24 protein-coding genes are annotated in these 23,731 nt (G+C 63.5%); 8 read left to right on the top strand and 16 right to left on the bottom strand.

Going from position 1 to position 23,731, the window contains the following annotated elements; translation table 11 throughout:
* The gene (locus AWY79_RS12730; protein ID WP_066804546.1) at positions 1 to 882 is read right to left on the bottom strand and encodes a DUF2156 domain-containing protein; all 882 of its coding nucleotides are present in this window, start codon (positions 880 to 882) and stop codon (positions 1 to 3) included.
* Positions 883 to 890: 8 nt separating this feature from the next.
* On the bottom strand, positions 891 to 2,282 hold the full coding sequence (locus AWY79_RS12725; protein WP_066807220.1) for an MATE family efflux transporter: 1,392 nt from the start codon (positions 2,280 to 2,282) through the stop codon (positions 891 to 893).
* 214 nt (positions 2,283 to 2,496) lie between these two features.
* Here AWY79_RS12725 and AWY79_RS12720 point away from each other — a divergent pair, with 214 nt between their 5' ends.
* Positions 2,497 to 2,886, top strand: a complete 390-nt coding sequence (locus AWY79_RS12720; protein ID WP_066804544.1) for a response regulator — start codon at positions 2,497 to 2,499, stop codon at positions 2,884 to 2,886.
* A 12-nt stretch (positions 2,887 to 2,898) separates the two neighbouring features.
* Here AWY79_RS12720 and AWY79_RS12715 read toward each other — a convergent pair whose 3' ends face one another.
* The 5 genes from AWY79_RS12715 to AWY79_RS12695 all read right to left on the bottom strand — a co-directional run bounded on the left by AWY79_RS12715 (position 2,899) and on the right by AWY79_RS12695 (position 7,056).
* Positions 2,899 to 3,615: an energy-coupling factor ABC transporter ATP-binding protein gene (locus tag AWY79_RS12715; protein WP_066804541.1), complete on the bottom strand. Its 717-nt coding sequence runs from the start codon at positions 3,613 to 3,615 to the stop codon at positions 2,899 to 2,901.
* Positions 3,612 to 4,382, bottom strand: coding sequence for a cobalt ECF transporter T component CbiQ (gene cbiQ / locus AWY79_RS12710; RefSeq protein ID WP_066804537.1), 771 nt, complete (start codon positions 4,380 to 4,382; stop codon positions 3,612 to 3,614). Before cbiQ ends, AWY79_RS12715 begins: the two co-directional genes overlap by 4 nt.
* An 82-nt stretch (positions 4,383 to 4,464) precedes the next feature.
* Entirely contained in the window at positions 4,465 to 5,028 is a 564-nt protein-coding gene (locus tag AWY79_RS12705; protein ID WP_066804534.1) for an HD domain-containing protein, read from the bottom strand.
* Between the two features lie 94 nt (positions 5,029 to 5,122).
* Positions 5,123 to 6,085, bottom strand: coding sequence for an ABC transporter ATP-binding protein (locus tag AWY79_RS12700; RefSeq protein WP_066804531.1), 963 nt, complete (start codon positions 6,083 to 6,085; stop codon positions 5,123 to 5,125).
* Between the two features lie 2 nt (positions 6,086 to 6,087).
* Positions 6,088 to 7,056, bottom strand: coding sequence for an ABC transporter ATP-binding protein (locus tag AWY79_RS12695; protein ID WP_066804528.1), 969 nt, complete (start codon positions 7,054 to 7,056; stop codon positions 6,088 to 6,090).
* On the opposite strand from AWY79_RS12695, the gene trmFO reads away from it, so the two are divergent.
* The 5 genes from trmFO to traT all read left to right on the top strand — a co-directional run bounded on the left by trmFO (position 6,955) and on the right by traT (position 13,248).
* Complete coding sequence (gene trmFO / locus AWY79_RS12690) at positions 6,955 to 8,469, top strand: methylenetetrahydrofolate--tRNA-(uracil(54)-C(5))-methyltransferase (FADH(2)-oxidizing) TrmFO (protein WP_335343124.1); 1,515 nt, start codon at positions 6,955 to 6,957, stop codon at positions 8,467 to 8,469. The genes AWY79_RS12695 and trmFO overlap by 102 nt on opposite strands.
* Positions 8,470 to 8,742: 273 nt before the next feature.
* Positions 8,743 to 10,047, top strand: a complete 1,305-nt coding sequence (locus AWY79_RS12685; protein ID WP_066804522.1) for an O-acetylhomoserine aminocarboxypropyltransferase/cysteine synthase family protein — start codon at positions 8,743 to 8,745, stop codon at positions 10,045 to 10,047.
* A gap of 266 nt (positions 10,048 to 10,313) precedes the next feature.
* Positions 10,314 to 12,227 carry a S1C family serine protease gene (locus AWY79_RS12680; protein ID WP_066804514.1) on the top strand — a complete coding sequence of 638 codons (1,914 nt, stop codon included), beginning with the start codon at positions 10,314 to 10,316 and terminating at the stop codon, positions 12,225 to 12,227.
* Positions 12,224 to 12,490 (top strand): S1C family serine protease, encoded by a 267-nt coding sequence (locus AWY79_RS12675; protein ID WP_066804511.1) that lies wholly within the window; start codon positions 12,224 to 12,226, stop codon positions 12,488 to 12,490. Before AWY79_RS12680 ends, AWY79_RS12675 begins: the two co-directional genes overlap by 4 nt.
* Positions 12,491 to 12,492: 2 nt before the next feature.
* Positions 12,493 to 13,248 (top strand): complement resistance protein TraT, encoded by a 756-nt coding sequence (traT, locus tag AWY79_RS12670; protein WP_066804508.1) that lies wholly within the window; start codon positions 12,493 to 12,495, stop codon positions 13,246 to 13,248.
* A 59-nt stretch (positions 13,249 to 13,307) separates the two neighbouring features.
* On the opposite strand, the gene AWY79_RS12665 is transcribed toward traT, so the two are convergent.
* The 7 genes from AWY79_RS12665 to AWY79_RS12635 all read right to left on the bottom strand — a co-directional run bounded on the left by AWY79_RS12665 (position 13,308) and on the right by AWY79_RS12635 (position 18,478).
* Entirely contained in the window at positions 13,308 to 13,640 is a 333-nt protein-coding gene (locus AWY79_RS12665) for a ferredoxin-thioredoxin reductase catalytic domain-containing protein (protein WP_099093210.1), read from the bottom strand.
* Positions 13,641 to 13,642: 2 nt separating this feature from the next.
* Complete coding sequence (locus tag AWY79_RS12660) at positions 13,643 to 13,945, bottom strand: glutaredoxin family protein (protein ID WP_418055029.1); 303 nt, start codon at positions 13,943 to 13,945, stop codon at positions 13,643 to 13,645.
* A gap of 51 nt (positions 13,946 to 13,996) precedes the next feature.
* Positions 13,997 to 14,884, bottom strand: a complete 888-nt coding sequence (locus tag AWY79_RS12655; RefSeq protein ID WP_066804505.1) for an amino acid ABC transporter permease — start codon at positions 14,882 to 14,884, stop codon at positions 13,997 to 13,999.
* A 13-nt stretch (positions 14,885 to 14,897) separates the two neighbouring features.
* Positions 14,898 to 15,743, bottom strand: a complete 846-nt coding sequence (locus AWY79_RS12650) for a transporter substrate-binding domain-containing protein (RefSeq protein WP_066804503.1) — start codon at positions 15,741 to 15,743, stop codon at positions 14,898 to 14,900.
* 133 nt (positions 15,744 to 15,876) lie between these two features.
* Positions 15,877 to 16,710: an amino acid ABC transporter permease gene (locus AWY79_RS12645; protein WP_066804501.1), complete on the bottom strand. Its 834-nt coding sequence runs from the start codon at positions 16,708 to 16,710 to the stop codon at positions 15,877 to 15,879.
* A 110-nt stretch (positions 16,711 to 16,820) separates the two neighbouring features.
* Entirely contained in the window at positions 16,821 to 17,462 is a 642-nt protein-coding gene (tmk, locus tag AWY79_RS12640; protein WP_066804499.1) for a dTMP kinase, read from the bottom strand.
* The gene (locus AWY79_RS12635; protein ID WP_066804497.1) at positions 17,438 to 18,478 is read right to left on the bottom strand and encodes a 3'-5' exoribonuclease YhaM family protein; all 1,041 of its coding nucleotides are present in this window, start codon (positions 18,476 to 18,478) and stop codon (positions 17,438 to 17,440) included. The genes tmk and AWY79_RS12635 overlap by 25 nt, the downstream gene beginning before the upstream one ends.
* Before the next feature lie 147 nt (positions 18,479 to 18,625).
* On the opposite strand from AWY79_RS12635, the gene surE reads away from it, so the two are divergent.
* Positions 18,626 to 19,375, top strand: a complete 750-nt coding sequence (surE, locus tag AWY79_RS12630) for a 5'/3'-nucleotidase SurE (protein ID WP_066804494.1) — start codon at positions 18,626 to 18,628, stop codon at positions 19,373 to 19,375.
* A gap of 95 nt (positions 19,376 to 19,470) precedes the next feature.
* Positions 19,471 to 20,451 (top strand): type I glyceraldehyde-3-phosphate dehydrogenase, encoded by a 981-nt coding sequence (gene gap / locus AWY79_RS12625; RefSeq protein WP_066804491.1) that lies wholly within the window; start codon positions 19,471 to 19,473, stop codon positions 20,449 to 20,451.
* A 450-nt stretch (positions 20,452 to 20,901) separates the two neighbouring features.
* On the opposite strand, the gene cimA is transcribed toward gap, so the two are convergent.
* The gene (cimA, locus tag AWY79_RS12620; protein WP_066804488.1) at positions 20,902 to 22,494 is read right to left on the bottom strand and encodes a citramalate synthase; all 1,593 of its coding nucleotides are present in this window, start codon (positions 22,492 to 22,494) and stop codon (positions 20,902 to 20,904) included.
* Positions 22,495 to 22,497: 3 nt separating this feature from the next.
* On the bottom strand, positions 22,498 to 23,727 hold the full coding sequence (locus AWY79_RS12615) for an aspartate kinase (RefSeq protein ID WP_066804485.1): 1,230 nt from the start codon (positions 23,725 to 23,727) through the stop codon (positions 22,498 to 22,500).
* Between the last annotated feature and the right edge of the window lie 4 nt (positions 23,728 to 23,731).

Below are 23,731 nucleotides of genomic sequence, written 5' to 3'. Positions count from 1 at the left end.
TTAGATCAGTTCGGCCTCGAATTTCTTCAGGAAGAAGCTTGGGTTGTAGGACATCTTGGCCTTGCGCAGGCCGGGGTCGCCCAGGTCCTGCTCTCGGTTCACGTTGGTGAACTCCGCCGCGTCGTGTTCCAGGAACATCTGGTTGATGGCCTGGTATACGCCCTTGTAGCGGATGTCGCCCTTCTCGAAGTGGATGACCAGGGAGTCTTCGCACAGCGGTTCGGCCACGGTGTAGGCGATGACCTTGCCCTCCACCCGGATGGTCGCGCCCATCAACCCCTTGATCTGGTCGATGTGCTGGAGCACGCGGGTGATGGCGTGGTTCTCGGCCTTGAGCGCCTCGGAGGGGTTGTTCTCCTCGTACCACTTGTACCATTCGTCCTGCATCTCCAGGACCTCCTCCACGCATTCCGGGGCCATGGATTCGTAGGTGTAGAGGTAGTTCTTCTTGAACTGGTTGAGCAGGTTCTTTTTCTTGTGGAACGTTTTGCCCGACAGGGAGATCAGCTCCTCCACGGAATAGACGTAATCCCAGTGGTCGCGGCTCTCCTCGATGAGGATCTTGTTGCCGAAGGCGATGGACCACAGCCGGGTCAGGGCCTCGGGCACGCGGACGAACTTCCTGCCCTCGGTCATGGCCGAGCAGTTGGCCCAGTCATATTGTTCCCAGGGGCCGACCGGTGCCCACAGGACCGTGTGAGGCCTGGTCTGCCGGATGAAGCAGAGCTCCTTGTGAAAGGCCCACTCCAGGCCGTAGTGGTCGGCCCAGCCGAAGACGTTGGCAAAGGAGAAATCGCTGGTCAGCAACTGAGGACATCCCGTCAGGGCCTTGTGATATTCGTCCTGACGTTCCAGTGAGATGGGTTCGAAATTGAGAGACATGGACTTCCTTATCCTTTTTGGCCGTTTCGGTTCTTGATCATGGCGAAACGCTGCCAGTTCTTGAAAACGTAGAAGTAGAGCAGGACCGAGGACTGCACCACCTGGGAGCAGAACATGGCGATCCAGATGCCTTCGGCCTCGTTCATGATGACGTGGCCGAGGGCGTAGGCCAGGGGGAGCCGGAGGCCCCAGGTGGCCGCGCCCATGATGAGCATGTTGTACAGGGTCGCGCCCGCGCCGTTGAACGCCCCGGCCAGGATCATGCTGGTCAGGGTGAACGGGATGGCCAGCATGTTCCACTTGAGGTAGCTCACGGCCTGTGCGGCCACGACCCCGTCGCGGGTCAGCAGGGCGACCCACGGATTGATGAACTGCCAGACCACCAGGGCGAAAAGGGAGATGGACACCAGCCCCAAGGTCAGGATGCGGAACCCGAACCGCTTGGCCTCTTCCGGCTGGCGCGCGCCCAGGTAATGGCCGATCAGGATGGAGGCGGTCATGTTGAAGGCCATGGCGGGCATGAACAGCAGGGACTCGATGCGCAGCCCGATGGACATGCCGGCCAAGGCGTTGACCGCGCTCAGGGGCAGGCTCGCGGTAATGGCGTAGAGCACCAGGTAGCCGGACTGCCAGACGATCTGCATCAGCCCGGAGGGCCAGGCCACCTTGGTCAGGTAGGGGATGGCCCGTTTCATCCAGCGCCAGGGCGCGAAGCAGGCGAGGCGGAGCTGGCCCTGGCGGTAGAGGACGGAGAGGTTGAACAGCGCACCGCAGGTCACCGAGCCGAAGGTCGCCCAGGCCAAGCCTTTGTAGCCGATCTCCGGCATGCCGAACCAGCCGAGGCCGAGCCCCAGGTCGAGGACCGTGTTCAGGGCGGTGACGATGATCATGGAGTAGAGCGGATACAGGACCTGCTTGCGCGCCCGGAAGATCGCGTTGGTGATCAACAGCATGTAGTAGGGCGGCAGCAGGAGCAGGAACACGGTCAGGAAATACTGGGTGATGTGCCGCATGGACTCCGGCACCTGCAGGGCGGTCAGGAGCAGGTTCTTGAGCGGCAGCCCCAGGACCAGGAAGACCGCGCCGAGCAGCGCCGCCAGGATCAGGCACAGCCCGATGTAGCGCATGGCCCGTTTTTCCAGCCCTGCGCCGATGGACTGGCTGATGGCCGCCACCGCGCCGTTGGCCACGGCCATGGCCACCACGAGCAGGAAGAACAGGGACTGGGTTATGATACCGAGGGAAGCCTGGACCTCCCGGTTGATATAGCCAGCCACCCACACATCGGTCATGCCGATGAGTACGTGGAACATGGTCATGATGAGCTGGGGCCAGGCCAGTTTCCAGATGGTCCTGGTCGGCGAGTGCGACATCTGCGCTGTGAGATCGTTGTTCGGCATGGTGTGGAGTTCGGGTTCGGTCGGGCCGGGTTCGGCGGGCCGTTGTCTCATAATAGGGTCTATTTCAGGAATGCCAAGGGGGTGAATCGTTTTTTTGCGGGTTTGCGGATTCTAATATGGTTGCACCCCGCAGGAGGCTGTTATAGCGTTTGACCATCTTAGGGGAGAAAAGGATCCGCGCCGTGGGCGCGGGCCAAACAATCGGGCGGAAAACATGAGTCTGGACCTGAACATGCGGATACTCGTGGTGGACGATTCCAACACCATGCAGAGAATCATAAAGACCGCGTTGCGCGACATCGGCCTCAGGGACGTTACCACGGCGGACGACGGCGACATCGCCTGGGACCTGCTGCGCCGGAGGTCCTTCGACCTCGTCCTCTCGGACCACAAGATGCCGAGGATGTGCGGAGAGGAGCTGCTGGCCAAGGTGCGCAACGATCCGGACCTGAAATGCGTTCCCTTCATCATGATCACGGCAGAGGCGTTCCGCGAGAACGTCCTGACTGCGGTCAAGCTCGGCGTGTCGAGTTACATCGTCAAGCCGTTCAGCGCCCAGCAGCTCAAGCAAAAGATCGAAAAGGTGTGCACGGCGGTCTGCTGACCGCGGCCCGCGTCAGTGCTGATGCGGCACGTCCCCTTCCTCGTGAACGTGAATGTGGGTATGCGGCTTCAGCTCGCCGGGGCGGATGCGGCCGTCGCGCATGGCGATGAGCCGGTCCGTGGTCGCGGCCAGGAATTCCGGGTCGTGTGAAACCACCAGCCGCGCCAGGTCCAATCCCTTCAGAATTTCCACCAGCCGTTCCTTGGCCTCGGGCGACAGCCCGGTGGTCGGCTCGTCCAGCACCAGCACTTCGGGCTTCATGGCCAGCACCGTGGCCAGGGCCACCAGCTTTTTCTCGCCGCCGGAGAGCCTGTGGGGAATGCGCTCCTCGAACCCGGCCAGCCCGACGGTCTCAAGGGCTTCCCTGGCGCGTTCGGCGGCCTGATCCCTGGTCAGCCCCTGGTTCAGGGGGCCGAAGGCCACGTCGTCGAGCACCGTGGGGCAGAACAGCTGGTCGTCCGAGTGCTGGAACAAGAAACCGATGCGCAGCCGGGCGGCCTCGAACGCCTTGTCGTCGCTCATGGGAACGCCGAACAGTTCCACCTCGCCCTGGTCCGGGGTCAAAAGCCCCATGAGGATGTGCAGCATGGTCGACTTGCCCGCGCCGTTTGGCCCGAACAGGCCGAGTTTCTCGCCGTGGTGGAGGTGGAAGGTCAGGCCGTTCAGGGTCGCGTCCCGGTCCGGGAAGGCGTAGGTGACGTCCCTCAGTTCGATGATCGCGTGGCTCAAGAAAGCCTCCCTTGGATGAAGCTCATGTACACGAGGGCCGCGCTCAGCGCCGAGCAGAGCGCCAGGAACAGGTAGTCCGATCCGTGCGCCTCAAAGGTCGCAAGGGTATAGAACCTGCCCCGGAATCCCCGGCAGCGCATGGCCGCCTGGACCCGCTCGGCGCGGTCCCAGCTCTTGACCAGGAGCATGCCCACCAGCCAGGCATAGGCCCGGTAGGTGTGGCTGTCGGTTCGCGGCTTGAACCCGCGCGCCCGCATGGCCTGGCGCATGGTCGTGTATTCCTCGTGGATGGTGAAGATGTAGCGGTAGGTGAAGAGCAGGATGTGGCACAGCTTGTCCGGCACGCCGAGCTTCTGCAAGGCCGGGCCGAGGTTCTGCACCGAGATGGTCCCGAGCAGGGCCATGAGCATGACCACCACCGCGTTGGACTTGACCGTGATCAGCAGCGCCCGGTCGATTCCCTGGGCCGTGGCGTGCAGCGGGCCGAGGTCCCAGACCGGCTCGCCCGGCACGGTGAACGGCAGGAAGAACCACAGGAACAGGATGAAGAAGTTGACCACCAGCAGCCGCTTCAGGACCAGCAGGGGATCGAGGCGGGCCGTCTTCATCAGCACCAGACCCCCGGCCAGGGCGAGCCAGGCCGGGCGGGATTCGGTCAGCAGGGCGGCCGGGATGGTGAGAATCAGTCCGCATGCCAGCCGGATGCGCGGGTCCATGCGGTGAATGAAGGAATCGCCCGTGGCGAACGGCTCGGTCAACGATCCCATCCCTGCTCCTTTTTCTCAGAATATCCGGCGGGTTCCGCCGAGGTCCAAGGCGTAATACAAATTTCCCGTGCGTGCAACCGGGCTACTCGGCGGCCAGCCCGACTTCCGGGGCGATGTTGGTCACCGAGTCGATGGCGATCTGCAGGAATTCGCCAAGCTCCAGGCCGATCTTGTCGCACTCGCGGATACAGTCGCGGTTGACCGAGGCCGCGAACGCCTTGTCCTTCATCTTCTTCTTGAGGCTTTTGGGGGTCATGCCGTCGATCTTCGTGGGCCGCACCAGCGCGCCCGCGTGGACCATGCCGGTGACGGTCTCGCCGCAGCGCAGGGCGTAGTCGAACTCGGTCTCCGGCCCTTCGGCGCCGTTCATCTCGAAGGCGTGGCGGCGGATGGCGGCCAGGGCCTCCTCGGGCAGTTTCCCTTCGAGCAGGGCCACGGTGTCCAGGCCGTGCCGGTCGTGGGCCTCCTTGGTCACGGTGTAGTCCAGGTCGTGCAGCAGCCCGGTGATGCCCCACAGCTCTTCGTCCCGGCCCAGTTTCGCGGCCAGGCCGCGCAGGACCGCCTCGGACTCCAGGGCGTGGTTGATGAGGTTGGCTTCGGTGTTGTGCTCCTTGAGCAGGGCAAAGGCTTGGTCGCGGCTTATCATGTTCGCTCCTCGCGGTTGGATGATGTTTTCCCGATGATGCCGGAACAGGCCGGGACGGTCCAGATACAGATGGGGTCCGCTGCGGTCGGCACAGTTATTCGCCGGAATAGAGCCAGCAGGCGGTCTTCATGCCGTCGGGCTGGGTCATCAGTTCCGGGCGGCCGTTCCTGCACTTGTCGAACGCCTCGGGGCAGCGCGGATGGAACGGGCAGCCCGTGGGCGGGTTCATGGGGCTGGGCAGGTCGCCGGTCAGGGGAATGCGTTCCGGCTGGTTCTCCGGGTCGGGCCGAAGCACCGCCGAGAGCAGCGCGCGGGTATACGGATGCTTGGGGTCCTCGAACAGGGTCTTGCTGTCGCCGATCTCCATGATCCGGCCCAGGTACATGACCGCCACGCGATCGGAGATGTGGCTGACCACGGACAAATCGTGGGAGATGAAGACGTAGGTCAGGTCCAGCCGCTCCTGGAGGGACTTGAGCAGGCCGAGGACCTGGGCCTGCACGGACACGTCCAGGGCGGACACCGGCTCGTCGCAGACCACCAGCTTGGGGTCAAGGGCCAGGCTGCGGGCCACGGCGATGCGCTGCCGCTGGCCGCCGGAAAATTCGTGGGGATAGCGGCTGCCGTGCTCGGGCCGCAAGCCGACCACCTGGAGCAGGTGGTTGACCTTCTCGCGCCGCTCGTCGCCGGTGCCGATGTTGTGGATGTCCAGCCCCTCGCGGATGATGGACGCGACCTTCTGGCGCGGGTTCAGGGAGGAATAGGGGTCCTGGAAGATCATCTGAATCTTGGAGCGCAGCTTTTTCTCGTCCCAGGCCGAGAGGGACCGGTTGCCGAACACGACCTCGCCGGAGGTCACGGGCTCCAGCCCCATGATGCACTTGGCCAGGGTGGACTTGCCGCACCCGGACTCGCCCACCAGCCCCAGGGTCTCGCCGCGCTCAACGGACAGGGTCACGCCGTCCACGGCGCGCACGGTCCCGGTCTGGAGGCCCAGCAGGCCGCCGGAGACCTTGAAATGCTTGGTCACGTTGATCAGTTCGAGCAGGGGGGCCATGGTCATTCCTCGTACAGCCAGCAGCGGACCTTGCGGCCCGGCTCCGGTTCGAAGAGCGGGGGCAGCAGGAGCGAGCACTTCTGGTACGCCTTGGGACAGCGCGGGTGGAACCGGCACCCCTCGGGCAGATCGAAGATGCCCGGGACGATGCCGGGGATGGGATTCAGTTCGCGATCATCGCCCAGGGTGGGCATGGAGGCGAGCAGGCCGCGCGTATAGGGATGCAAGGGGGTCTTGAACAGTTCGTTGACCCCGGCCAGCTCCACGATTTTGCCGGAGTACATGACCGCCACGCGCTGGGCCATGCGGGCCACCACGCCGAGGTCGTGGGTGATGAGCATGAGCGAGCCGTTCATGCGCGCCTTCAGATCGTTCATCAGGTCCAGGATCTGCGCCTGGATGGTCACGTCCAGGGCCGTGGTCGGCTCGTCCGCGATGAGGATGTCCGGGTTGCAGGCCAGCGCCATGGCGATCATGACCCGCTGGCGCATGCCGCCGGACAGCTCGTGGGGATAGGACCGGGCGATCTTGGCCGGATTGGGGATGCCCACCACGTTCAGGGCGTCCACGGCCTTTTCCAGGGCCTCCTTGCGCCCGAACCCCTGGTGCAGGCGCAGCGGTTCGGCGATCTGGTCGTCGATGCGGAAGACCGGGTTCAGGGCGGTCATCGGCTCCTGGAAGATCATGGAGATGGCGTTGCCCCGGATTTCCCGCAGCTCGCCCTCGGAAAGGTCCAGGAGGTCGCGGTCGCGGTACAGGATGGTCCCGTCCGTGACGCGGCCCGGCGGATCGGGTATGAGTCCGAGGATGGACAGCGCGAGCACGGTCTTGCCGCAGCCGGACTCGCCGACTATGGCCAGGGTTTCTCCTTGCATAAAGGAAAGGCTGACGTTATCCACCGCCTTGGCAATGCCCTGGGCCGAGGAAAAGCAGGTTGTCAGCCCGCGTATGTCCAACAAAGGTTTTGTCATAATGAATTCCACAGGTTCGCCGTCAAGCCCTCCTATACGGCATATTGCGGCGAACGTAAACGATACCGGGGTAATGAAATGGCGAACGTGGTGATCGTTGGCGGCGGCCTGGCCGGGTGTGACTGTGCCTGGCAACTGGCGCGCGCCGGGGTCGAAGTGACCCTGTACGAGATGAAGCCGGAGAAGCGCAGCGAGGCCCACACCGAGGACGGGCTGGCCGAGCTGGTCTGCTCCAATTCCTTCCGGGCCACCGGCCCGGCGGCGGCCATCGGGCTGCTCAAGGAGGAGATGGAGGCGCTGGGCAGCCTGATCATGGAGGCGGCCTTCGCCACCCGCGTTCCGGCGGGCGGCGCCCTGGCCGTGGACCGCGCCCTGTTCTCCGAATACATCACCGGGAAGATCGAAGATCACGACAAGATCACCGTCGTTCATGAGGAAATCACCTCGCTGGACGGCGAGGCGCTCAAGGGTTTCGACGCGGTGGTCATCGCCGCCGGTCCCCTGGCGAGCGCGGAACTGACCGAGAGCCTGATGGCAACGGTGGGCGATGCGCGGCTCTATTTCTACGACGCCATCGCGCCCATCGTCTCCCGCGACTCCATCGACTTCGACAAGGCGTTCTGGGGGTCGCGCTGGAAGCCGGAGGACGACGACTACCTCAACTGCCCCATGAGCGAGGAAGAGTACAAGGCGTTCGTGACCGCGCTTCTCGAGGGCGAGAAGGTCAAGCCGCGCGACTTCGAGAAGGAGGTTCACTTCGAGGCCTGCCTGCCCGTGGAGGCCATGGCCGAGCGCGGGGAGATGACTTTGGCCTTCGGCCCGCTCAAGCCCGTGGGGTTCGTCGATCCCCGGACCGGGGAGCGGCCCTTCGCCATCGTCCAGCTGCGCACCGAGAACGCGGACAAGACCGCCTTCAACCTGGTCGGTTTCCAGACCAAGCTCAAGTACCCGGAACAAAAGCGCATCTTCCGCATGATCCCGGGGCTGGAGAACGCCGAGTTCCTGCGCTTGGGGTCCATCCACCGCAACACCTACGTCAACGCCCCGGAAGTCCTGGACGACACCTTGCAGCTCAAGGCGCGGCCCGGGGTCTATTTGGCCGGCCAGATCACCGGGGTGGAGGGATACCTGGAATCCGCGGCCTGCGGGCTGTGGCTGGGGCTCTCCCTGGGGCGGAAGCTGACCGGCCTGGAGCGGCTGCCCGAGCCTCCGGTGGAGACCGCGCTCGGCGCGCTCATGGGCCATCTGCGGACCAAGCCGGACAAGCGGTTCCAGCCGTCTAACGTCAATTTCGGGCTGATGCCCGGGCTGGAAGGGCGGATCAAGAAGAAGTTCCGCAAGGAGATGTACGGGAAGCGGGCGCAGGAGGCGTTCGCGGCCTGGATCGAGGCAGCGTCCCTCCCCAAAGAGTGATCCCCGCCCCGAACCTGCTCTGAAATGTTCCGGGACGGGGACCTTTCGCTGACCCCTATGTTAGCGAAATATTGAACCGTCTGGTGCGGACCGCTCCGTCCGCGTCGGAAAATTGTTCTTGTTCCCGAATCTAGCAATAGCCGTTCCACCGGAGCGGCTTATGGTTCCGATAATGAATCGCAATGGGCGGCCCCCTTGCCAATCCGCGCCCGTTGTCGCATTTTAGGCGTGAAGAGGGCGATTTCCGCCCGTTCCAGTTCAAGGAGACAGACCATGGCAGACAAGCATTACGGTCCCCAAACCCTGGCCCTGCACGCGGGCCATACCCCCGATCCCACCGGCTCCCGGGCCGTTCCCATACACATGACCACGGCGTACCTGTTCAACGACACCGAGCACGCCGCGAACCTCTTCGCCCTCAAGGAGGCCGGGTACATCTACACCCGGCTGAACAACCCGACCACGGACGTGCTGGAAAAACGGCTGGCCGCCCTGCACGGCGCGGCGGGCGCCGTGGCCGTGGCCAGCGGCATGGCCGCCATCTTCTACGCGGTCACGACCATCACCTCGGCGGGCCAGAACATCGTCACCGGCTCCAACCTCTACGGCGGGACCCAGACCCTGTTCGAGCACACCCTGAAGCGGTTCGGCATCGAGGCCCGGTTCGTGGACTCCTCGGACCCGGCCAACTTCGAGGCGGCCATCGACGGGAACACCCGGCTGGTCTACAGCGAGGCCATCGGCAACCCGCGCTGCAACGTGGACGACCTGCTGGGCATCGCCAAGGTGGCCCACGACCACGGGCTGCCGTTCATCCTGGACGCCACCGTGGCCCCGCCGCCGGTGTTCAATCCCTTTGATTTCGGCTGCGACATCGCGGTCTATTCCCTGACCAAGCTCGTGGGCGGCCACGGCACGGCCATGGGCGGGGCCATCGTGGAGCAGGGCGGTTTCGACTGGGCGGCCGGGGGCAGGTGCCCGGAGTTGACCGCGCCGGACCCGACCTACAACGGCGTCAACCTCTGGGAGGCCCTGGGCGGGCCGTCCGGCGCAGCCTGCCCGGTGTTCACCACCAAAGTGCGTATCGGCATGCTGCGCGATACGGGCGCGGCCATCTCCCCACTGAACAGCTTCCAGATCATCCAGGGTATGGAAACCCTGCCCCTGCGCGCCCGCACGCACTGCGAAAACGCGCGCAAGGTGGCGGAATTCCTCGATACCCATTATGCGGTGGAGTGGGTCAACTACGCCGGGCTGCCGAGCCATCCGGATTTCGACCGGGCCAAGAACACCTTCCCGCTGGGCCCCGGCGCGGTCTTCGGCTTCGGGGTCAAGGGCGGCATGGAGGCGGGCCGGAAGTTCATCGAGAACGTGGAGCTCTGCTCCCACCTGGCCAACATCCTGGACGCCAAGACCCTGGTCATCCACCCGGCGTCCACCACCCACGGCCAGTCCACCCCCGAGGAGCAGCAGGCCGCAGGCGTCCCCGCCGACCTGATCCGCATCTCCGTGGGTCTTGAGGACGCGGACGACATCATCGAGGATCTGGACCGCGCCCTGGCCATTTCGCAGCGCTGATCCCCGCCACGATTTCCTCATCGAATGAGGCCCTGTCTTCTGACAGGGTCTTTTTTGTTGGAAAATTTTCTTTTTTGCAACAGGCATGTTGCTATTGATATTTGATTGTCGTATCCAGAAACCGGTCGCGCAGGGATGTGACCTACGAGTGATAGTTGCTCCGCGGTGATTCGAGGTTCAAGAGTGAGGTTTGCATGCGCCGTTGTACCGTTGTATCGGCCCTGTTGGTTTGTCTTTCCCTGATTTTGATATCCTGCAACGCGAAGATGGGGGGAACCGGGGGTTCCCGATCCGATTCGCCCGCCGCCAAAAGCGCGGCGCTTCTCGACCAGGGGAAGGTCGATGAAGCCGCCTCCGTGGTGGCGGAGAACGGCGCTTATTTCAGCGGGGTCATGGGCGACCCCGAGGTCGACGTGCTCTTGGACCGCCTGACCAGGGGGCTGCAATTCAAGTATTCGCCCCAGGTGGCCGAACTTTCGGCCAGGGCCGACTCCTTTGTCTGGCCCGTGGACCGCAGTCGGTGGGCCGAGGCCGGGGCCGCCCTGTCCGAAATGGAGACCCTGACCCGATCGTTGCGTGCTCCAGCCATCTTCGGCTATCCCCAGTTCCGTCCCGTCGGATACGACCAGGCCCTGAAGGGTGCGGCAGCCAAGGTGGAGGCGGTCCGTTCGGACGCGCCCGGCAATTTCGCCACCTATCCGCTGGACAACGGCCGGAATTTCTTTGCGGAATACCCGCTGAAGCTCGACGCGCGGGCGTTTCTGGCCGCCAACGAGCCGGTCTGGAGCAAGGCGCTGTCCGCCATGGACGGGGTTGGGAGCGAGAAGTTCCTGGCCGTTTACGGTCCGGACCTGCCGGAGTCGGCGCGCGGGCGGATGGCCGAGAACTATTTCCTCTCCCTGTGCCCTCATCCCGAAAAAGCGGACCTCAAGGATATCCTGTCCGCCTACGGCAAGTGCCGCGAAGCCGGGTTGGAGCTCAAGACGATACCCGGCATCAAAATCGGCTTTCTGCAGGTCACCAGCCCGGACATGATCAAGGACAAGGCCCTGGACTTCGGCCTGGACATCAGGCTGGACATGCCGTTTGAGGCGGCCAAGGCGTCCATGCGCACGGCCTTCGAGCACCAGGCGGTGAAGGACGCGGATATTCTCGTCCTGGTCAACATCGCGGTGGCCAAGGCGCGCCGGGTCGTGGCCAGGGAGGAGACCGTCCGGTCCACCTATGTGGCCTCCTTCGTCCGAGAGTCAAACCCGGAATACGAGATCGCCAAGGCGGAGATGGAGTCGGCCACCAAGGAGGCCCAGGAGGCCAAGAACAAGGAGACCACCCACTGGGCGTGGGACCCGATCATGCATTACCTGGAGGAGGGCGAGAAGGACGACCTCATCGCCGCGACCGACAAGCGCCTGGCCGAGGCCAGGGAGAAACTCCGCACCACCCCCAAGTTCATCGAGCAGCCCGAATACCAGCCGTACCCGGTGACCAAGGCGCACATGGACATCTACAAGTTCGCCACCGTGAACTACTACGTGGTGGACAAACGCCGGAAGCAGTTCTTCCGCGACACCTTCGACTTCAGCGAGAAGTCCTTCTTCACGGTCTGCTACGCCTTGCAGGACAGCGATCCCGAGCGGACCAAGTTTCTGCAGGAATCCGTGCTTGAGGAGGACGTGGTCCGCTACGAGCTGGAACCGGCCGGGGTCAACCTGTCCGACCTGCTCGGCCAGTATGCGTCCCGCCCAGCCGAGGCCAAGCGGTACGCGGACATGGGCGACGTGCACCGCGCCTTCACCGCCGACCGCAGCAAGGCCCAGCAGGCGCGCAGGGACGAAACCTACGGGTACGACAAGTACGCGGACAAGCGGTTCGACAGCGTGGTCGTGGTCCGCAACACCGGTACCGGCATCGGCGCCGGGTTCTACGTCACCGAGGACATGGTCATCACCAACTACCATGTGGTCGGCGAGTCCAGCTACGTACAGCTACGGACCTTCGATGAGCGCGAGGTCATGGGCCGGGTCATCGCCCGCGACGCGCGGCTCGACCTGGCGCTGATCCAGTCGGACCTCCGGGGCAAGCCGGTCTGCTTCTACAATAAGCGGGAGCTGCCGCTGGGCGAGTCCCTGGAGATGATCGGCCATCCCTACGGCTTGGAATTCTCGGTCACCAGGGGGTGATCAGCTCCATCCGCGAGGCTCCGCCCATCAACTACACCGAGTCGGCGAGCCGGGTTCTCTACATCCAGACGGACGCGGCCTCCAACGGCGGCAACTCCGGCGGTCCGGTGTTCTACGGCAACTACGTGGTGGGCGTGCATGACTGGGGAATCAAGAAGACCGGCGCGGACACCGCGGCGCAGGGGCTCAACTTCTCCATCCACTACTCGGAAGTGTTCAACTTCCTCGACAGCAATTCCGTCCGCATCTGCAAGGGGAGCTAGCCATGAATATACTGAAGAAAATCATATTGTTGATGTGCGTCGTGATGCTCCTGGCCTCCTGCGTGGAGCGGCAGCAGAACTCGCGCCGGCTGGTCAAGGACGAGGCCACGGGCTATTCCTACGGGGCCACCAAGAGCGGTGAGTTCGTGACCGACCCGGCCATGTTCCGCAACAGCAAGCTCAAGCTGCGCATCCGCAACACCACCGGCGACCCCGACCTGGACATCTACAACTTCCGTAACCAGCTGGAGGCGGCATACGGCGCCGTGGGGTACGAGATCACCCAGGGAGATGACTTCGGCATCCTGCTCGACGTCAACATCCGCTATTTCGGCCAGGCCACGGACATGCTTCCCGCCGAATACACCTTCCTTGGCGCGGCGGCGGGCGGCGTGGCGGGCTCCACGCCGGGCATCCAGGGCGGCCGCCCGGCGGACGCCATCACAGGGGCCGCCGCCGGAACCGTCATCGGCGCGGCCCTGTCCGAAATCCTGCGCAACTACGCCACCCAGGAGACGTTCATCATCATCTCCTCGGTGACCATGGGCACGGTCATGCCGGAGCACGTGGAGGACGAATCCACCATTTCTTTCGTCACCGGCAAGAAGGTTCGTGAGAAGAAGACCAACTTCAAGGGGTTCCGCTCCAGGGAGACCGTGGAACTGGCGGTTTACGCCGGAGGGTTCCGGGCGGACAAGTCGGACATCATCGACGAGGTCCGCTCCCGGCATCTGCGCATCCTCAAGGACATCATCTAGCGACCACGAAAAAAGGCCCCGCAAGTGCGGGGCCTTCATCTTGCGTCCTCGGGGCAGGCCTAGAAGAGGATCTTCTCGGGCGGCCTGCGCTCCGGGACCACCTGTTTCTCGATGGTCCCGTCGTTGTATTCCTTGCTGACGTACAGGGCGCAGAAGCACGCGCCGTACTCCTTCACGTCGTCCTCGCGGTAGGTGCAGGGACAGACGATGTCCTTGTCCGCCTCGAATTCGCCATTGGCCAGCCTGCAGGGGCAGGCCATGTAGCCGAGACGTTCCTTGTTGGTCAGCAGGCTCTCCAGCAGGGGCATGGTCATGTCCATGTCCTCGTTGAAATAGTACCCCTTGGGTTCCTGGACCTTCCTGAGCATTTCGTAGAGCTGTCTGGCGTCCAAGGCTAGTCCTCCTTGAGGGCTTCGTCGATCTGGTCCTTGTGAAAGCCGACCACGACCTTGTCGCGGATGACGATGGTCGGGAATGAGACCGCCGGATTGTGTTCCTTGACCTCCTGGACGATCTTCTTGCGCTCGTCGCCGGTCAGTTCGTCAACGTGGACGCATTCGTACTTCACGCCGCACTCGTCGAGATATTTCTTGGCATTCCTGCAGTGGATGCAGGTGGAAAGGGCATAGACCTTGATGTCGTTCATGTGAAACGCCTCCATGTCGAACGGTTTGGCGGGTGCTTCTGTCTCGGGCATTCCGTCAGATGTTTTGTTGAAAATTTTCTTCAGGGATTTGAGCATGCTGCATTACCTGTTCAGGGTCAATTCCAGTTTGCGGACAATCAGCGAGCAGAGGAACGTGAGAAGGAAATACATGACCAGGACCAGGGTCCATATCTCGAAGCTCCGGTACGTCGTGGTCATGAGCTGCTGCGCCTGGAAGGTCAACTCCTCGATGGAGATGACCGAAACGATGGCCGAGTCCTTGACGATGGATATAAACTGTCCTGCCAGGGCTGGCAACATCCGTTGCAGGGCCTGGGGCAGGATCACGTTTCGCAGGGTCTGGCCGCGCGTCATGCCCGTGCTCGCAGCGGCCTCCCACTGGCCTTCCTCCACGGACCGGATGCCCGCGCGCACGATCTCGGCGATGTAGGCCGCCTCGAAGAGCGCCAGGGTGATCAGCGCGGACAGGAATCGGGGGAACCGGTTCATGGGCCCGAAGAACCAGCCCAAGACGTGTCTGGCCCCCTCGGAGAGCCCGTAGACGGCCTCCTCCACGCCGAGCAGGGTCATGATCTGGTCGCCGATGAAGAAATAGAAGACGAAGATCAGGACCAGGGGCGGGGTGTTGCGGATGAGCCCCACGTAGACGCCGCCTATCTGGCGCTTGAACAGGATGGGGCTGACCCGGAAGAGGCCTATGAACACGCCGAGGATCATGGCCAGGAGGCCGGACCACAGGCTCAGGCGCACGGTGGTCAGCAACCCCAGGGTCAGCAGTCCCGGCTTCCACGACCCGGAGGTCTCGTCGTAGCGCATCAGGAACTGCGGGATGACCTCCCAGTTCCAGTGGTAGTTCAGGCCGGTGGCGGCCTTGAAGATGACGTAGGCGAAGCCCCCCGCCAGGGCCGCCAGGATGGCGGCGTCCAGCGGGGTGAAACGCCAACGTCTGCTGTTCGGATTTCGGGACAAGGAATCGGCCCGGCTACATGATCAGGCTTTCCCAATCGTTGGTATAGAACCAGTACTCGTAGCGGTTCTGCAGCCAACCCTTGCTCATGGTCACGCGGACCCAGTTGTTCAGCCAGTTCAGGAAGTCCGGATCGCCCTTGCGCACGGCGAAGGCGATGGGTTCCCTGGTGAAGTCGTCCTTCATGGGCAGGTAGAGCTGCTCCGCGTACTCCTTGGACAGGTTCATGGGCAGCGGGTTGGAGGCGACCACGGCGTGGACGCGCTGGTTGAGCAGTTCCTGGATGGTCTGGGATTCCTCGTCGAAGAAGAGGATTTTGGCCTTGGGCAGGAAGTTTTTGGCCGCTTCGGCGGCGGTGGTGCCCAGGCGCACGGCGATGGATGTGGCCGGGTTGTTGAAGTCGTTGATGGAGGACCGGCCGTCGGCGAGCTCGCGGCTGGCCACCAGGGACATACCGGAATACTCGTAGGGCAGGGAGAAGTTCACCTTGAGATTGCGCTGGGGGGTGATGGACATGCCGCCGATGATGATGTCGAACTTGCCGGTCAGGAGCGCCGGGATGATGCCCGACCATTTGGTGGGCACGAACTCGACCTTGACGCCCATGTCTTCGGCCAGCTTCCGGGCCACTTCGATCTCGAAGCCGACGTAGTCGCCTTTCTTGTCCTTCATGGCCCAGGGCTTGAAGGTGTCGAAGCCGACCTTGATGACGCCGCGCTGGAGGATGGTGTCGAGCTGGCTGACGGGGGCCGATGCGGCGCTCTTGGCGGCCGTCTGGCTCGCGGGTTGCTGGCTGCAGCCGAGTGCCGCTGCGGCCAGGAGGAAAAGTGTTGCGAGGACAAATGTGCGTAAGATGCTCATGGGGGGTCTCCTTGTTCCGGCGCGGAACGCCGGGTGAAAGGTTACTTGCAGGATTCCTGGGCAAAGGTGACGTGCGAGATGCCGAGGATGGCAATGACGACCACGCCGCCGATCTTGATGGCTCTCCAGATGGTCAAGGGATGCTCCTTTGGTTTGTCCAGACGCCGTTGAACCGTCGCTCCAGGAGCCGCACCACCCCGGACAGGGCCAGGGTGACGGCCAGGTAGATGGCCGCGACGGTGAACCACACTTCAAAGGTCAGAAAGGTTTCCGCGTCGATGATCCGTCCCTGCTGGGTCAGGTCGAGGATGGCGATGGTCGAGACCAGGGCCGAGTCCTTGACCAGGGACACCGCCTGGCTGGTCAGGGGCGGCAGCACCCGGCGCACGGCCTGGGGCAGGATGATGTGCCGGTACATGGCGTACGGCCCCATGCCGAGGCTTTTGGCCGCCTCGAACTGCCCCCGGTCGATGGAGGTGATGCCCGCCCGGAATATCTCCGAGGCGTAGGCCCCCTCGAACAGGGACAGGGAGATGACCGCCGACTGGAATCCGGTCAGCCCCAGGATCGGGGCGACCACGAAATAGATGAAGAAAATCTGGATCAGCAGGGGGGTGTTGCGGATCAGCTCCATGTATGCCCGCGCCGTTCCCCGCGCCGCCCACGACCCGGTCATGCGCAGCAGGGCGGTGGTCAGGCCGATGACCAGCATCAGCACCAGGCTGATGGCCGTGATCCTGAAGGTCACGCCCAGTCCCTGCATGAGCAGTCCCCAGGTGAAGATGCCGTCGTCGAACTTGAACAGGTATTGCGGGATGCGGTACCACTGCCAGTTGTACCCCAACCGTTGCGACCCCAGGACCAGCAGCCAGACCAGTCCGGACAGGAGCAGCAGGGACTTGGCCGTGTCCACCGCAGCGGACACGGACAGGAAGCCTGGTTTCTTGTGCGGGAGTTCTGCTGGCATGCGATCCTTGGTGCGTTGTTGTCGTGAGGTATGGCCGCAATATGGCTGCACCATAGCACAAAGCCCGAAAGAATCCAGGCGCGGTTGTGTGAAAAACGACCCGGCGGGGATCAGTCCGCGTCGCCCCCGAATGCCTGGATCACGGCCCGGACCTGCTCGAAGACCCCGTCCGGCGTGGAGGAGGCGTCGATGACCTTCATCCGCTCGCGGTTGAAGGCGGCCCAGGTGAGGTAGCCCTCCCTGATCTTGTTGTGGAAGGAGATGTGCTCGGCCTCGAACCGTCCTTCCTCCTTGGCCTTGCCGTCCTCGATGTTGCGCAGGGTGGCCCGTTTCAGGCCGATCTCCGGGTCGATGTCCAGAACGATGGTCAGGTCGGGCCACAGCCCGTCCACGGCCACCTCGTTCAGCTCGCGGAGCATGGCGGTGTCCAGTCCGCGGCCGTAGCCCTGGTAGACGATGGTCGAGTCCGCGAACCGGTCGCAGAGCACCACCTTGCCCGCCTCGAGCTCGGGCCGGATGACCTGGCCCACGTGCTGGGCGCGGTCGGCCAGGTAGAGAAACAGCTCGGTGATCGGGGTGATCTCCCGGTTGTCCACATGCAGGAGCATCTTGCGCAGCTCGCGCCCGATGCGGCTTCCGCCCGGCTCCAGGGTCAGGAAGACCTCGCGGCCCTGGGATTCGAAATAGTCGCGGACCCGGGCGATCTGGGTGGATTTGCCGGTGCCTTCTATGCCTTCAAAGGTAATAAACATTGGTTCTCCGGTTTTGCGGACTGCTTCCCGGCCTGGCCGGGGGTCGGTTCCGGCCTGAACACGTTGCGCTCCAGGAAGCGGAGGTAGGGCGACCAGGCGGCCCCGGTCTTGTCCATCTCGTCGTAGGCCTGGTCGATCATGTTCAGTTTGGCGTCCATGTTGTCCGCAAAGTGCAGGACGAACGCCTCCGGGGTCTTGGGCCGGACCGGGGAGCCGAACTCGTGTTCGCCGTGATGGCTGGTGATCAGATGCTTGAGATGGAGCTTGAGACCTTCCTCCAGCCGGTTGCTGCGGGCCAGGAACGGCTCCAGCTTCTCCACGCCGATCTGGATGTGGCCGAACAGGCGGCCCTCGTCGGTGTAGTCGTTGGCCAGGCCGCCGGACAGCTCCCACGCCTTGCCCAGGTCGTGGAAGATGGCCCCGGCCAGCAGGGTCTGGCGGTCCAGGTCCGGGTAGACGTCGCACAGGGCCATGCACGCCTTGGCCACGCCCAGGGTGTGCTCCAGCAGACCGCCCACGTAGGCGTGGTGCACGGTCTTGGCGCCCGGCGCGGTCAGCAGCTTCGCCCGGACCTCCTCGTTGCCCAGCACCTTGCGGCAGAAGGTCTTCCACGGCTTGTGCTTCATGTGTTCGGTGACCAGGTCCTCAAGCGCCTCCATGAGTTCGCGCGGCGGGATCTTGGACGCGGGCATGAAATCGGCCAGGTCCACGTCGGGGCCGGGCGTGGGCAGCAGCTCCATGTGGTCCACCTTGAGCTGGTTGCGCTCGCGGTAGCTCTCCACGAAGCCCCGGACGCGGGCCATCCAGCCCGGCTCGATGTTCGGGTATTCCAGGCTCTTGGGGCTCCATATCTTGCCGTCCACGGACCCCGTGGCGTCTTGAAAGGTGAGGTTCCAGTAGGGACCGTTCTTGGACTGCGCCTGATTGGCCCCGGCGATGAGAAACATGTCGTCAACCGGCTGGCCGGGAGACAGACTTTGTATATATTGCGACTTTTTACCCACTGAGCTTGCCATTGAATTGATGTTGAGATACCTGGCCCATGCGCGTATCGTTCGCGTACAGGCCGGAAACGGACTACGCAGAATGCGTACCGGCCGCTTCAGGTTATGAACCTGATTTCACTCGGATTGTCAAATCAAGCTTACGCACCCGGAGAAGCGATGAACATTCTGCTCGCCAATGACGACGGTATCCAGGCCATCGGCCTGCGCTCACTCTATTTTGCCCTCAAGGAAGCGGGGCACGAGGTCCATTGCGTGGCCCCGGTCACCGAGCAGTCTGCGGTGGGTCACGCCGTGACCCTGTCCATGCCCATCCGGGTCAAGCATTTCAAGGAGAACGGCTTCGTGGGGCAGGGCGTGTACGGCACGCCCGTGGACTGCGTGAAGCTCGGCCTCTCGACCCTGCTGGACAAGCGGCCGGACCTGGTCCTGTCCGGCATCAACGCGGGGGCCAACGTGGGCGTGGACATCCTCTATTCGGGAACGGTCTCCGCCGCCACCGAGGGCGCGCTCATGGAGATCCCGTCCATGGCCGTGTCCATGGACAACTTCAATCCCGAGGATCTGAGCGGCCAGGCGCGCTATTGCGCCGAGCTGCTGCCGCGCATCCCCTGGACCGAGCTGCCGCGCAAGTGCGTGCTCAACCTGAATTTCCCGGACCTGCCCATAGAGGATGCCAAAGAGCTGATTGTCTGCCCCCACACCCGCGCGTCCTACGACGACGTCTACGACACCCGGCAGGACCCGCGCGGCAGGCCGTACTACTGGCTGTCCGGGGCGATCCCGCCCGAACGGATCAGCGCGGACCGCGACAGGGCGCTGCTGACCAGGGGCCACGTCACCCTGACGCCGCTCCATTTCGACTTTACGGACCGCGAGGCCCTGGGACTGCTCAAGAGTACGTTTTAGCGAACCCCGTTGACGGAAAACCGTACACAAAGTATGGTTGTTGCCCGATTCAATCAGTACAATAGAATAAATCGATACCCACAGGAGGAATCCGCATGGCGACGAAAATAGGTTTGAACGGATTTGGACGCATCGGCCGTTACCTGGCCCGCCTGCTGGCCGAGGAAAAGGGCCTGGAACTGGTGGCCGTCAATGCGCGCGCCTCCAACGAGGACCTCGCCCACCTGTTGAAATACGACTCCGTGCACGGCCGTTTCCCGGACGTGCAGCCCTCCGAGGACGGCTTCGTCATGGCCGGGAAACCGGTCAAGGTGACCCGCAACGCGCCGGGGGAATGGACCTGGGGCGACCTGGGCTGCGACATCGTGATCGAGTCCACCGGCAAGTTCACCGACCGCGAGAGCTGCGAGAAGCATCTGGCCTGCGGGGCCAAGAAGGTGATCATCTCCGCGCCCGGCAAGAACGCCGACGCGACCATCGTGGTGGGCGTCAACGACGGCGACCTCAAGGCGGAGCACAAGATCATCTCCAACGCCTCCTGTACCACCAACTGCCTGGCTCCGGTGGCCAAGGTGATCAACGACACCTTCGGCATCAAGCACGGCATCATGACCACCGTGCACTCCTACACCATGAGCCAGCGCATCCTGGACGGGTCCCACAAGGACATGCGCCGCGCCCGGGCCTGCGCCGTGAACATGGTCCCGACGACCACCGGCGCGGCCAAGGCCGTGGGGCTGGTCATCCCTGAGCTGAACGGCATCCTGGACGGCATGGCCATCCGCGTGCCCACCCCGAACGTGTCCCTGGTGGACCTGGTTTGCGAGCTGAAGAAGGAGACCACCCCCGAGGAGGTCAACGCGGCCCTCAAGGCGGCGGCCAACGACTCCCTGGGCTACACCGACGAACCGCTGGTGTCCGTGGATTTCATGGGCTCCACCTTCGGCGGCGTGGTGGACAGCTCCCTGACCCGCGTCATGGGCGGCACCCAGCTCAAGGTCATCGTCTGGTACGACAACGAAGCCGGTTTCACGAACCAGCTGCTGCGGCTGACCAAAAAGGTGGCCGCACTGTAGGCGGCTCCCGATAGCGGCGCATCTGCACATTTTTTCCAGGGGGCTTTCGTCCTCACGTAGGCCCACTACGCTGCGGCGAAAGCCCCCAGGAAGAAAATGCACATCTGCACCACTCTCGACAAATCCGCAGGACAGCGGATTTGGACGTTGCGGTCTTTCCGCAACGCCCCGAAGGGGTGAGCCCCAGGACGGGGCGAATCAAAGCCTATTCATAGCGCGGGAGTGAGAGCCGCTGTCTGGTGGCTGCGCCACCCGAATCGCTCCAAACGGCAAAGAATAAACGCTGCCCTCGGCTTTGACGAGCCGGGGGCTTTTTTATTGCGCTAGAAACCCGCGAAGCGGCGATACAAAGCTTTGGAAAAGGAAGGGGATGGGGGTTCGGGGGAAGGGGAAGGAAAGAACCTTTCTCGAAAGGTTTTTCCTTCCCCTTCCCCCGACCGCCGGAGGCTTTTAAGCCTCGGCGGATTCGTCCTTGAAGAGCTTGTAGTTGATGGCGTCGACAACGGCCTGCCAGGAGGCCTCGATGATGTTGTGGGAGACGCCCATGGTGGTCCAGCGGTCGGTTTTGTCGCCGGTTTCGATGAGCACGCGGACAAAGGAGGCGGTGCCGCCGGTGTCGCGCACCGCGCCGGACAGGACGCGGACCTTGAAGTCGAGCAGCCGGATCTCGCCGAGCCGGGGGTAGAACCGTTCAAGGCCCTTGCGCAGGGCGCGGTCCAGGGCGTTGACCGGGCCCATGCCGGTGGCGGCGGTGTGTTCCTGCTGGCCCTTGACGTCCACGATGACCGTGGCCTCGGTGAACGGCTCGGCATCCTCCTCGCGCTTGGCGTCCACCACGAAGAAGTGGCGGAAGTGGAAGTAGTCGAGCGGCTTGCCCAGCGCCTCGCGGAGCACGAGCTCGAAGGAGGCGTCGGCCACGGAGTATTCGTAGCCCATGCTCTCCTTTTGCTTCAGCTCCTTGAGCAGCCGGTCCACGGTGGGGTCGTTCTTGTCCAGGTCGTAGCCCAGCTCGCGGGCCTTGAACAGGATGTTGGACTTGCCCGCCTGGTCCGAGAGCAGCACGCGCTGCACGTTGCCCACGGATTGGGGCGTGACGTGCTCGTAGGTGCGTGAGTCCTTGAGGATGGCGCTGACGTGGATGCCGCCCTTGTGGGCAAAGGCGGAGGAGCCCACGAAGGGCTGCCGCATGAACGGGCGCAGGTTGGCGATTTCGCTGACGAAGTTCGAGGTCAGCCGGAGTCGCTTGAGGTTCTCGGCCCCGATGACGCCGATGCCCAGCTTGAGTTCCAGGTTGGGGATCACGGAGCAGAGGTTGGCGTTGCCGCACCGTTCGCCATAGCCGTTGATGGTCCCCTGGACCTGGCTCGCGCCGAGGCGGACGGCCTCGATGGAGTTGGCCACGGCCAGCTCGGAGTCGTTGTGGGCGTGGATGCCGAAGCTCGCTCCGGGGAACCGGGCGGCCACGGCCTTGACGGCCTCGCCCACCTCGCCGGTGAGGGTGCCGCCGTTGGTGTCGCAGAGGATGATCCGGTCCGCGCCCGCTTCCAGGGCGGCGGCCAGGGCCTCAAGGGCGTATTCGCGGTTGTGCTTGAACCCGTCGAAGAAGTGCTCGGCGTCGAAGATGACCTCGTCCACCCGCGCCTTGAGGTAGGCCACGGAGTTGGCGATCAGTTCGAGGTTGCGCGGCAGCTCGATCCCAAGGGCGGTGGTGGCGTGGAGGTCCCAGGTCTTGCCGAAGATGGTCACGACCGGGGTCTCGGCCTCCAGCAGCCCGGCCAGGTTCGGGTCCTTGTCCGGCGTTGTCTTGGCCAGATGGGTGGACCCGAAGGCGGTCAGCTTGGCGTTTTCGAAGGTGTGGTGTTTTATCTCGTCGAAGAATTTCCCGTCCGTCGGGTTGGAGCCGGGCCAGCCGCCCTCGATGTAGTGAATGCCGAGTTCATCCAGCTTGTGCGCGATGCGCACCTTGTCCTGGGTGGTCAGATTCAGTTCTTCGGCTTGAGCCCCGTCTCGTAAAGTCGTGTCGTATATGGTGACGTTTGTCATCGGCTACTCGATGTGTTCGCCTTCCTCCAAGTTGAAGGCTTTATGGAGTGTGCGTACGGCCAGTTCGGTGTACTTGTCGTCGATCAGGCAGGTGATCTTGATCTCGGACGTGCTTATCATCAGGATGTTCACGTTCTCATCGGCAAGCGCCCGGAAGGCCTTGGAGGCCACGCCGGAATGGTTACGCATGCCGACGCCGATAATCGACACCTTGGCGACGTTCAGGTTGCTGGTCAGCTCCTCGTAGCCAATTTCATATTGTAGTTTTTCCAGGGTCTTGATGGTCTGCTTCACGTCGGCGCGGGGCACGGTGAAGGTCATGTCGGTCAGGCCGTCCTTGGACGGGTTCTGGACGATCATGTCCACGAGAATCTTCTGCTCGGCCAGGGGGGAGAAAATCTGGGCGGACACGCCGGGGGTGTCCTTGAGGTGAATCAGCGTGATGCGGGCTTGATCCTTGTCGTATGCGATGCCGGAAACAAGTACGGCTTCCATGGTCTCATCCTCCTGGGTGACTATAGTGCCCGGCTCGTCGGAAAAGGTGGAGCGGACGTGGACGGTTACATTGTATTTCTTGGCGAATTCGACGGACCGGATCTGGAGCACTTTGGCACCCATGCTGGCCATTTCGAGCATCTCGTCATAGGCGATGCGGTCCAGCTTGCGGGCGTCGGTGCACATGTTCGGGTCGGTGGTGAACACGCCCGGCACGTCGGTGTAGATTTCGCAGACGTCGGCCTTGATGGCGGCGGCCAGGGCCACTGCCGAGGTGTCGGACCCGCCCCGGCCCAGGGTGGTGATGCGGCCGTTCTCGTCGCATCCCTGGAATCCGGCCACCACGAGGATGTCGTACTCCTGGAGCATGCCCTTGAGCTTGGTCTCGTCGATGTCGGTGATGCGGGCCTTGCCGTATTCGCAGTCGGTGTGGACCGGGGCCTGGAAACCGAGCACCGAGCGGCATTTGACGCCCTGCTGCTTGAGCAGCATGGCGAACAGCGCGCAGGAGACCTGCTCGCCGGTGGAGACAAGGGCGTCGACCTCAGCGGGGTCCGGGTTCTCGGACCATTCGTTCGCCAGGCCCAATAGCCGGTTGGTCTCACCGGACATGGCGGACAGGACCACGATGACCTTGTTGCCTTCGCGGTAGGGGCGAAGGACCTTCTGCATGACCTGGCGTTGACATTCCAGGTTTCGGACCGACGTGCCTCCGAACTTTTGTACGACGATGTTCATTTTT

The organism is Pseudodesulfovibrio indicus (assembly GCF_001563225.1).
GTDB classification, from domain to species: Bacteria; Desulfobacterota; Desulfovibrionia; order Desulfovibrionales; family Desulfovibrionaceae; genus Pseudodesulfovibrio; species Pseudodesulfovibrio indicus.
Note: the sequence above shows the minus strand (reverse complement) of the source record. Positions and strands in the feature narration are given on the sequence as shown.

What these genes read in the sequence shown, in the direction of transcription:
- AWY79_RS12615 (WP_066804485.1), bottom strand. Translation starts at nt 23,727, where the DNA reads ATGAACATCGTCGTACAAAAGTTCGGAGGCACGTCGGTCCGAAACCTG.
- AWY79_RS12685 (WP_066804522.1), top strand. Translation starts at nt 8,743, where the DNA reads ATGGCAGACAAGCATTACGGTCCCCAAACCCTGGCCCTGCACGCGGGC.
- AWY79_RS12660 (WP_418055029.1), bottom strand. Translation starts at nt 13,945, where the DNA reads ATGCCCGAGACAGAAGCACCCGCCAAACCGTTCGACATGGAGGCGTTT.
- gap (WP_066804491.1), top strand. Translation starts at nt 19,471, where the DNA reads ATGGCGACGAAAATAGGTTTGAACGGATTTGGACGCATCGGCCGTTAC.
- tmk (WP_066804499.1), bottom strand. Translation starts at nt 17,462, where the DNA reads ATGTTTATTACCTTTGAAGGCATAGAAGGCACCGGCAAATCCACCCAG.
- AWY79_RS12730 (WP_066804546.1), bottom strand. Translation starts at nt 882, where the DNA reads ATGTCTCTCAATTTCGAACCCATCTCACTGGAACGTCAGGACGAATAT.
- AWY79_RS12695 (WP_066804528.1), bottom strand. Translation starts at nt 7,056, where the DNA reads ATGACAAAACCTTTGTTGGACATACGCGGGCTGACAACCTGCTTTTCC.
- traT (WP_066804508.1), top strand. Translation starts at nt 12,493, where the DNA reads ATGAATATACTGAAGAAAATCATATTGTTGATGTGCGTCGTGATGCTC.
- AWY79_RS12700 (WP_066804531.1), bottom strand. Translation starts at nt 6,085, where the DNA reads ATGGCCCCCCTGCTCGAACTGATCAACGTGACCAAGCATTTCAAGGTC.
- AWY79_RS12635 (WP_066804497.1), bottom strand. Translation starts at nt 18,478, where the DNA reads ATGGCAAGCTCAGTGGGTAAAAAGTCGCAATATATACAAAGTCTGTCT.
- cbiQ (WP_066804537.1), bottom strand. Translation starts at nt 4,382, where the DNA reads ATGGGATCGTTGACCGAGCCGTTCGCCACGGGCGATTCCTTCATTCAC.
- cimA (WP_066804488.1), bottom strand. Translation starts at nt 22,494, where the DNA reads ATGACAAACGTCACCATATACGACACGACTTTACGAGACGGGGCTCAA.
- AWY79_RS12705 (WP_066804534.1), bottom strand. Translation starts at nt 5,028, where the DNA reads ATGATAAGCCGCGACCAAGCCTTTGCCCTGCTCAAGGAGCACAACACC.
- AWY79_RS12645 (WP_066804501.1), bottom strand. Translation starts at nt 16,710, where the DNA reads ATGCCAGCAGAACTCCCGCACAAGAAACCAGGCTTCCTGTCCGTGTCC.
- surE (WP_066804494.1), top strand. Translation starts at nt 18,626, where the DNA reads ATGAACATTCTGCTCGCCAATGACGACGGTATCCAGGCCATCGGCCTG.
- AWY79_RS12720 (WP_066804544.1), top strand. Translation starts at nt 2,497, where the DNA reads ATGAGTCTGGACCTGAACATGCGGATACTCGTGGTGGACGATTCCAAC.
- AWY79_RS12680 (WP_066804514.1), top strand. Translation starts at nt 10,314, where the DNA reads ATGGGGGGAACCGGGGGTTCCCGATCCGATTCGCCCGCCGCCAAAAGC.
- AWY79_RS12725 (WP_066807220.1), bottom strand. Translation starts at nt 2,282, where the DNA reads ATGCCGAACAACGATCTCACAGCGCAGATGTCGCACTCGCCGACCAGG.
- AWY79_RS12650 (WP_066804503.1), bottom strand. Translation starts at nt 15,743, where the DNA reads ATGAGCATCTTACGCACATTTGTCCTCGCAACACTTTTCCTCCTGGCC.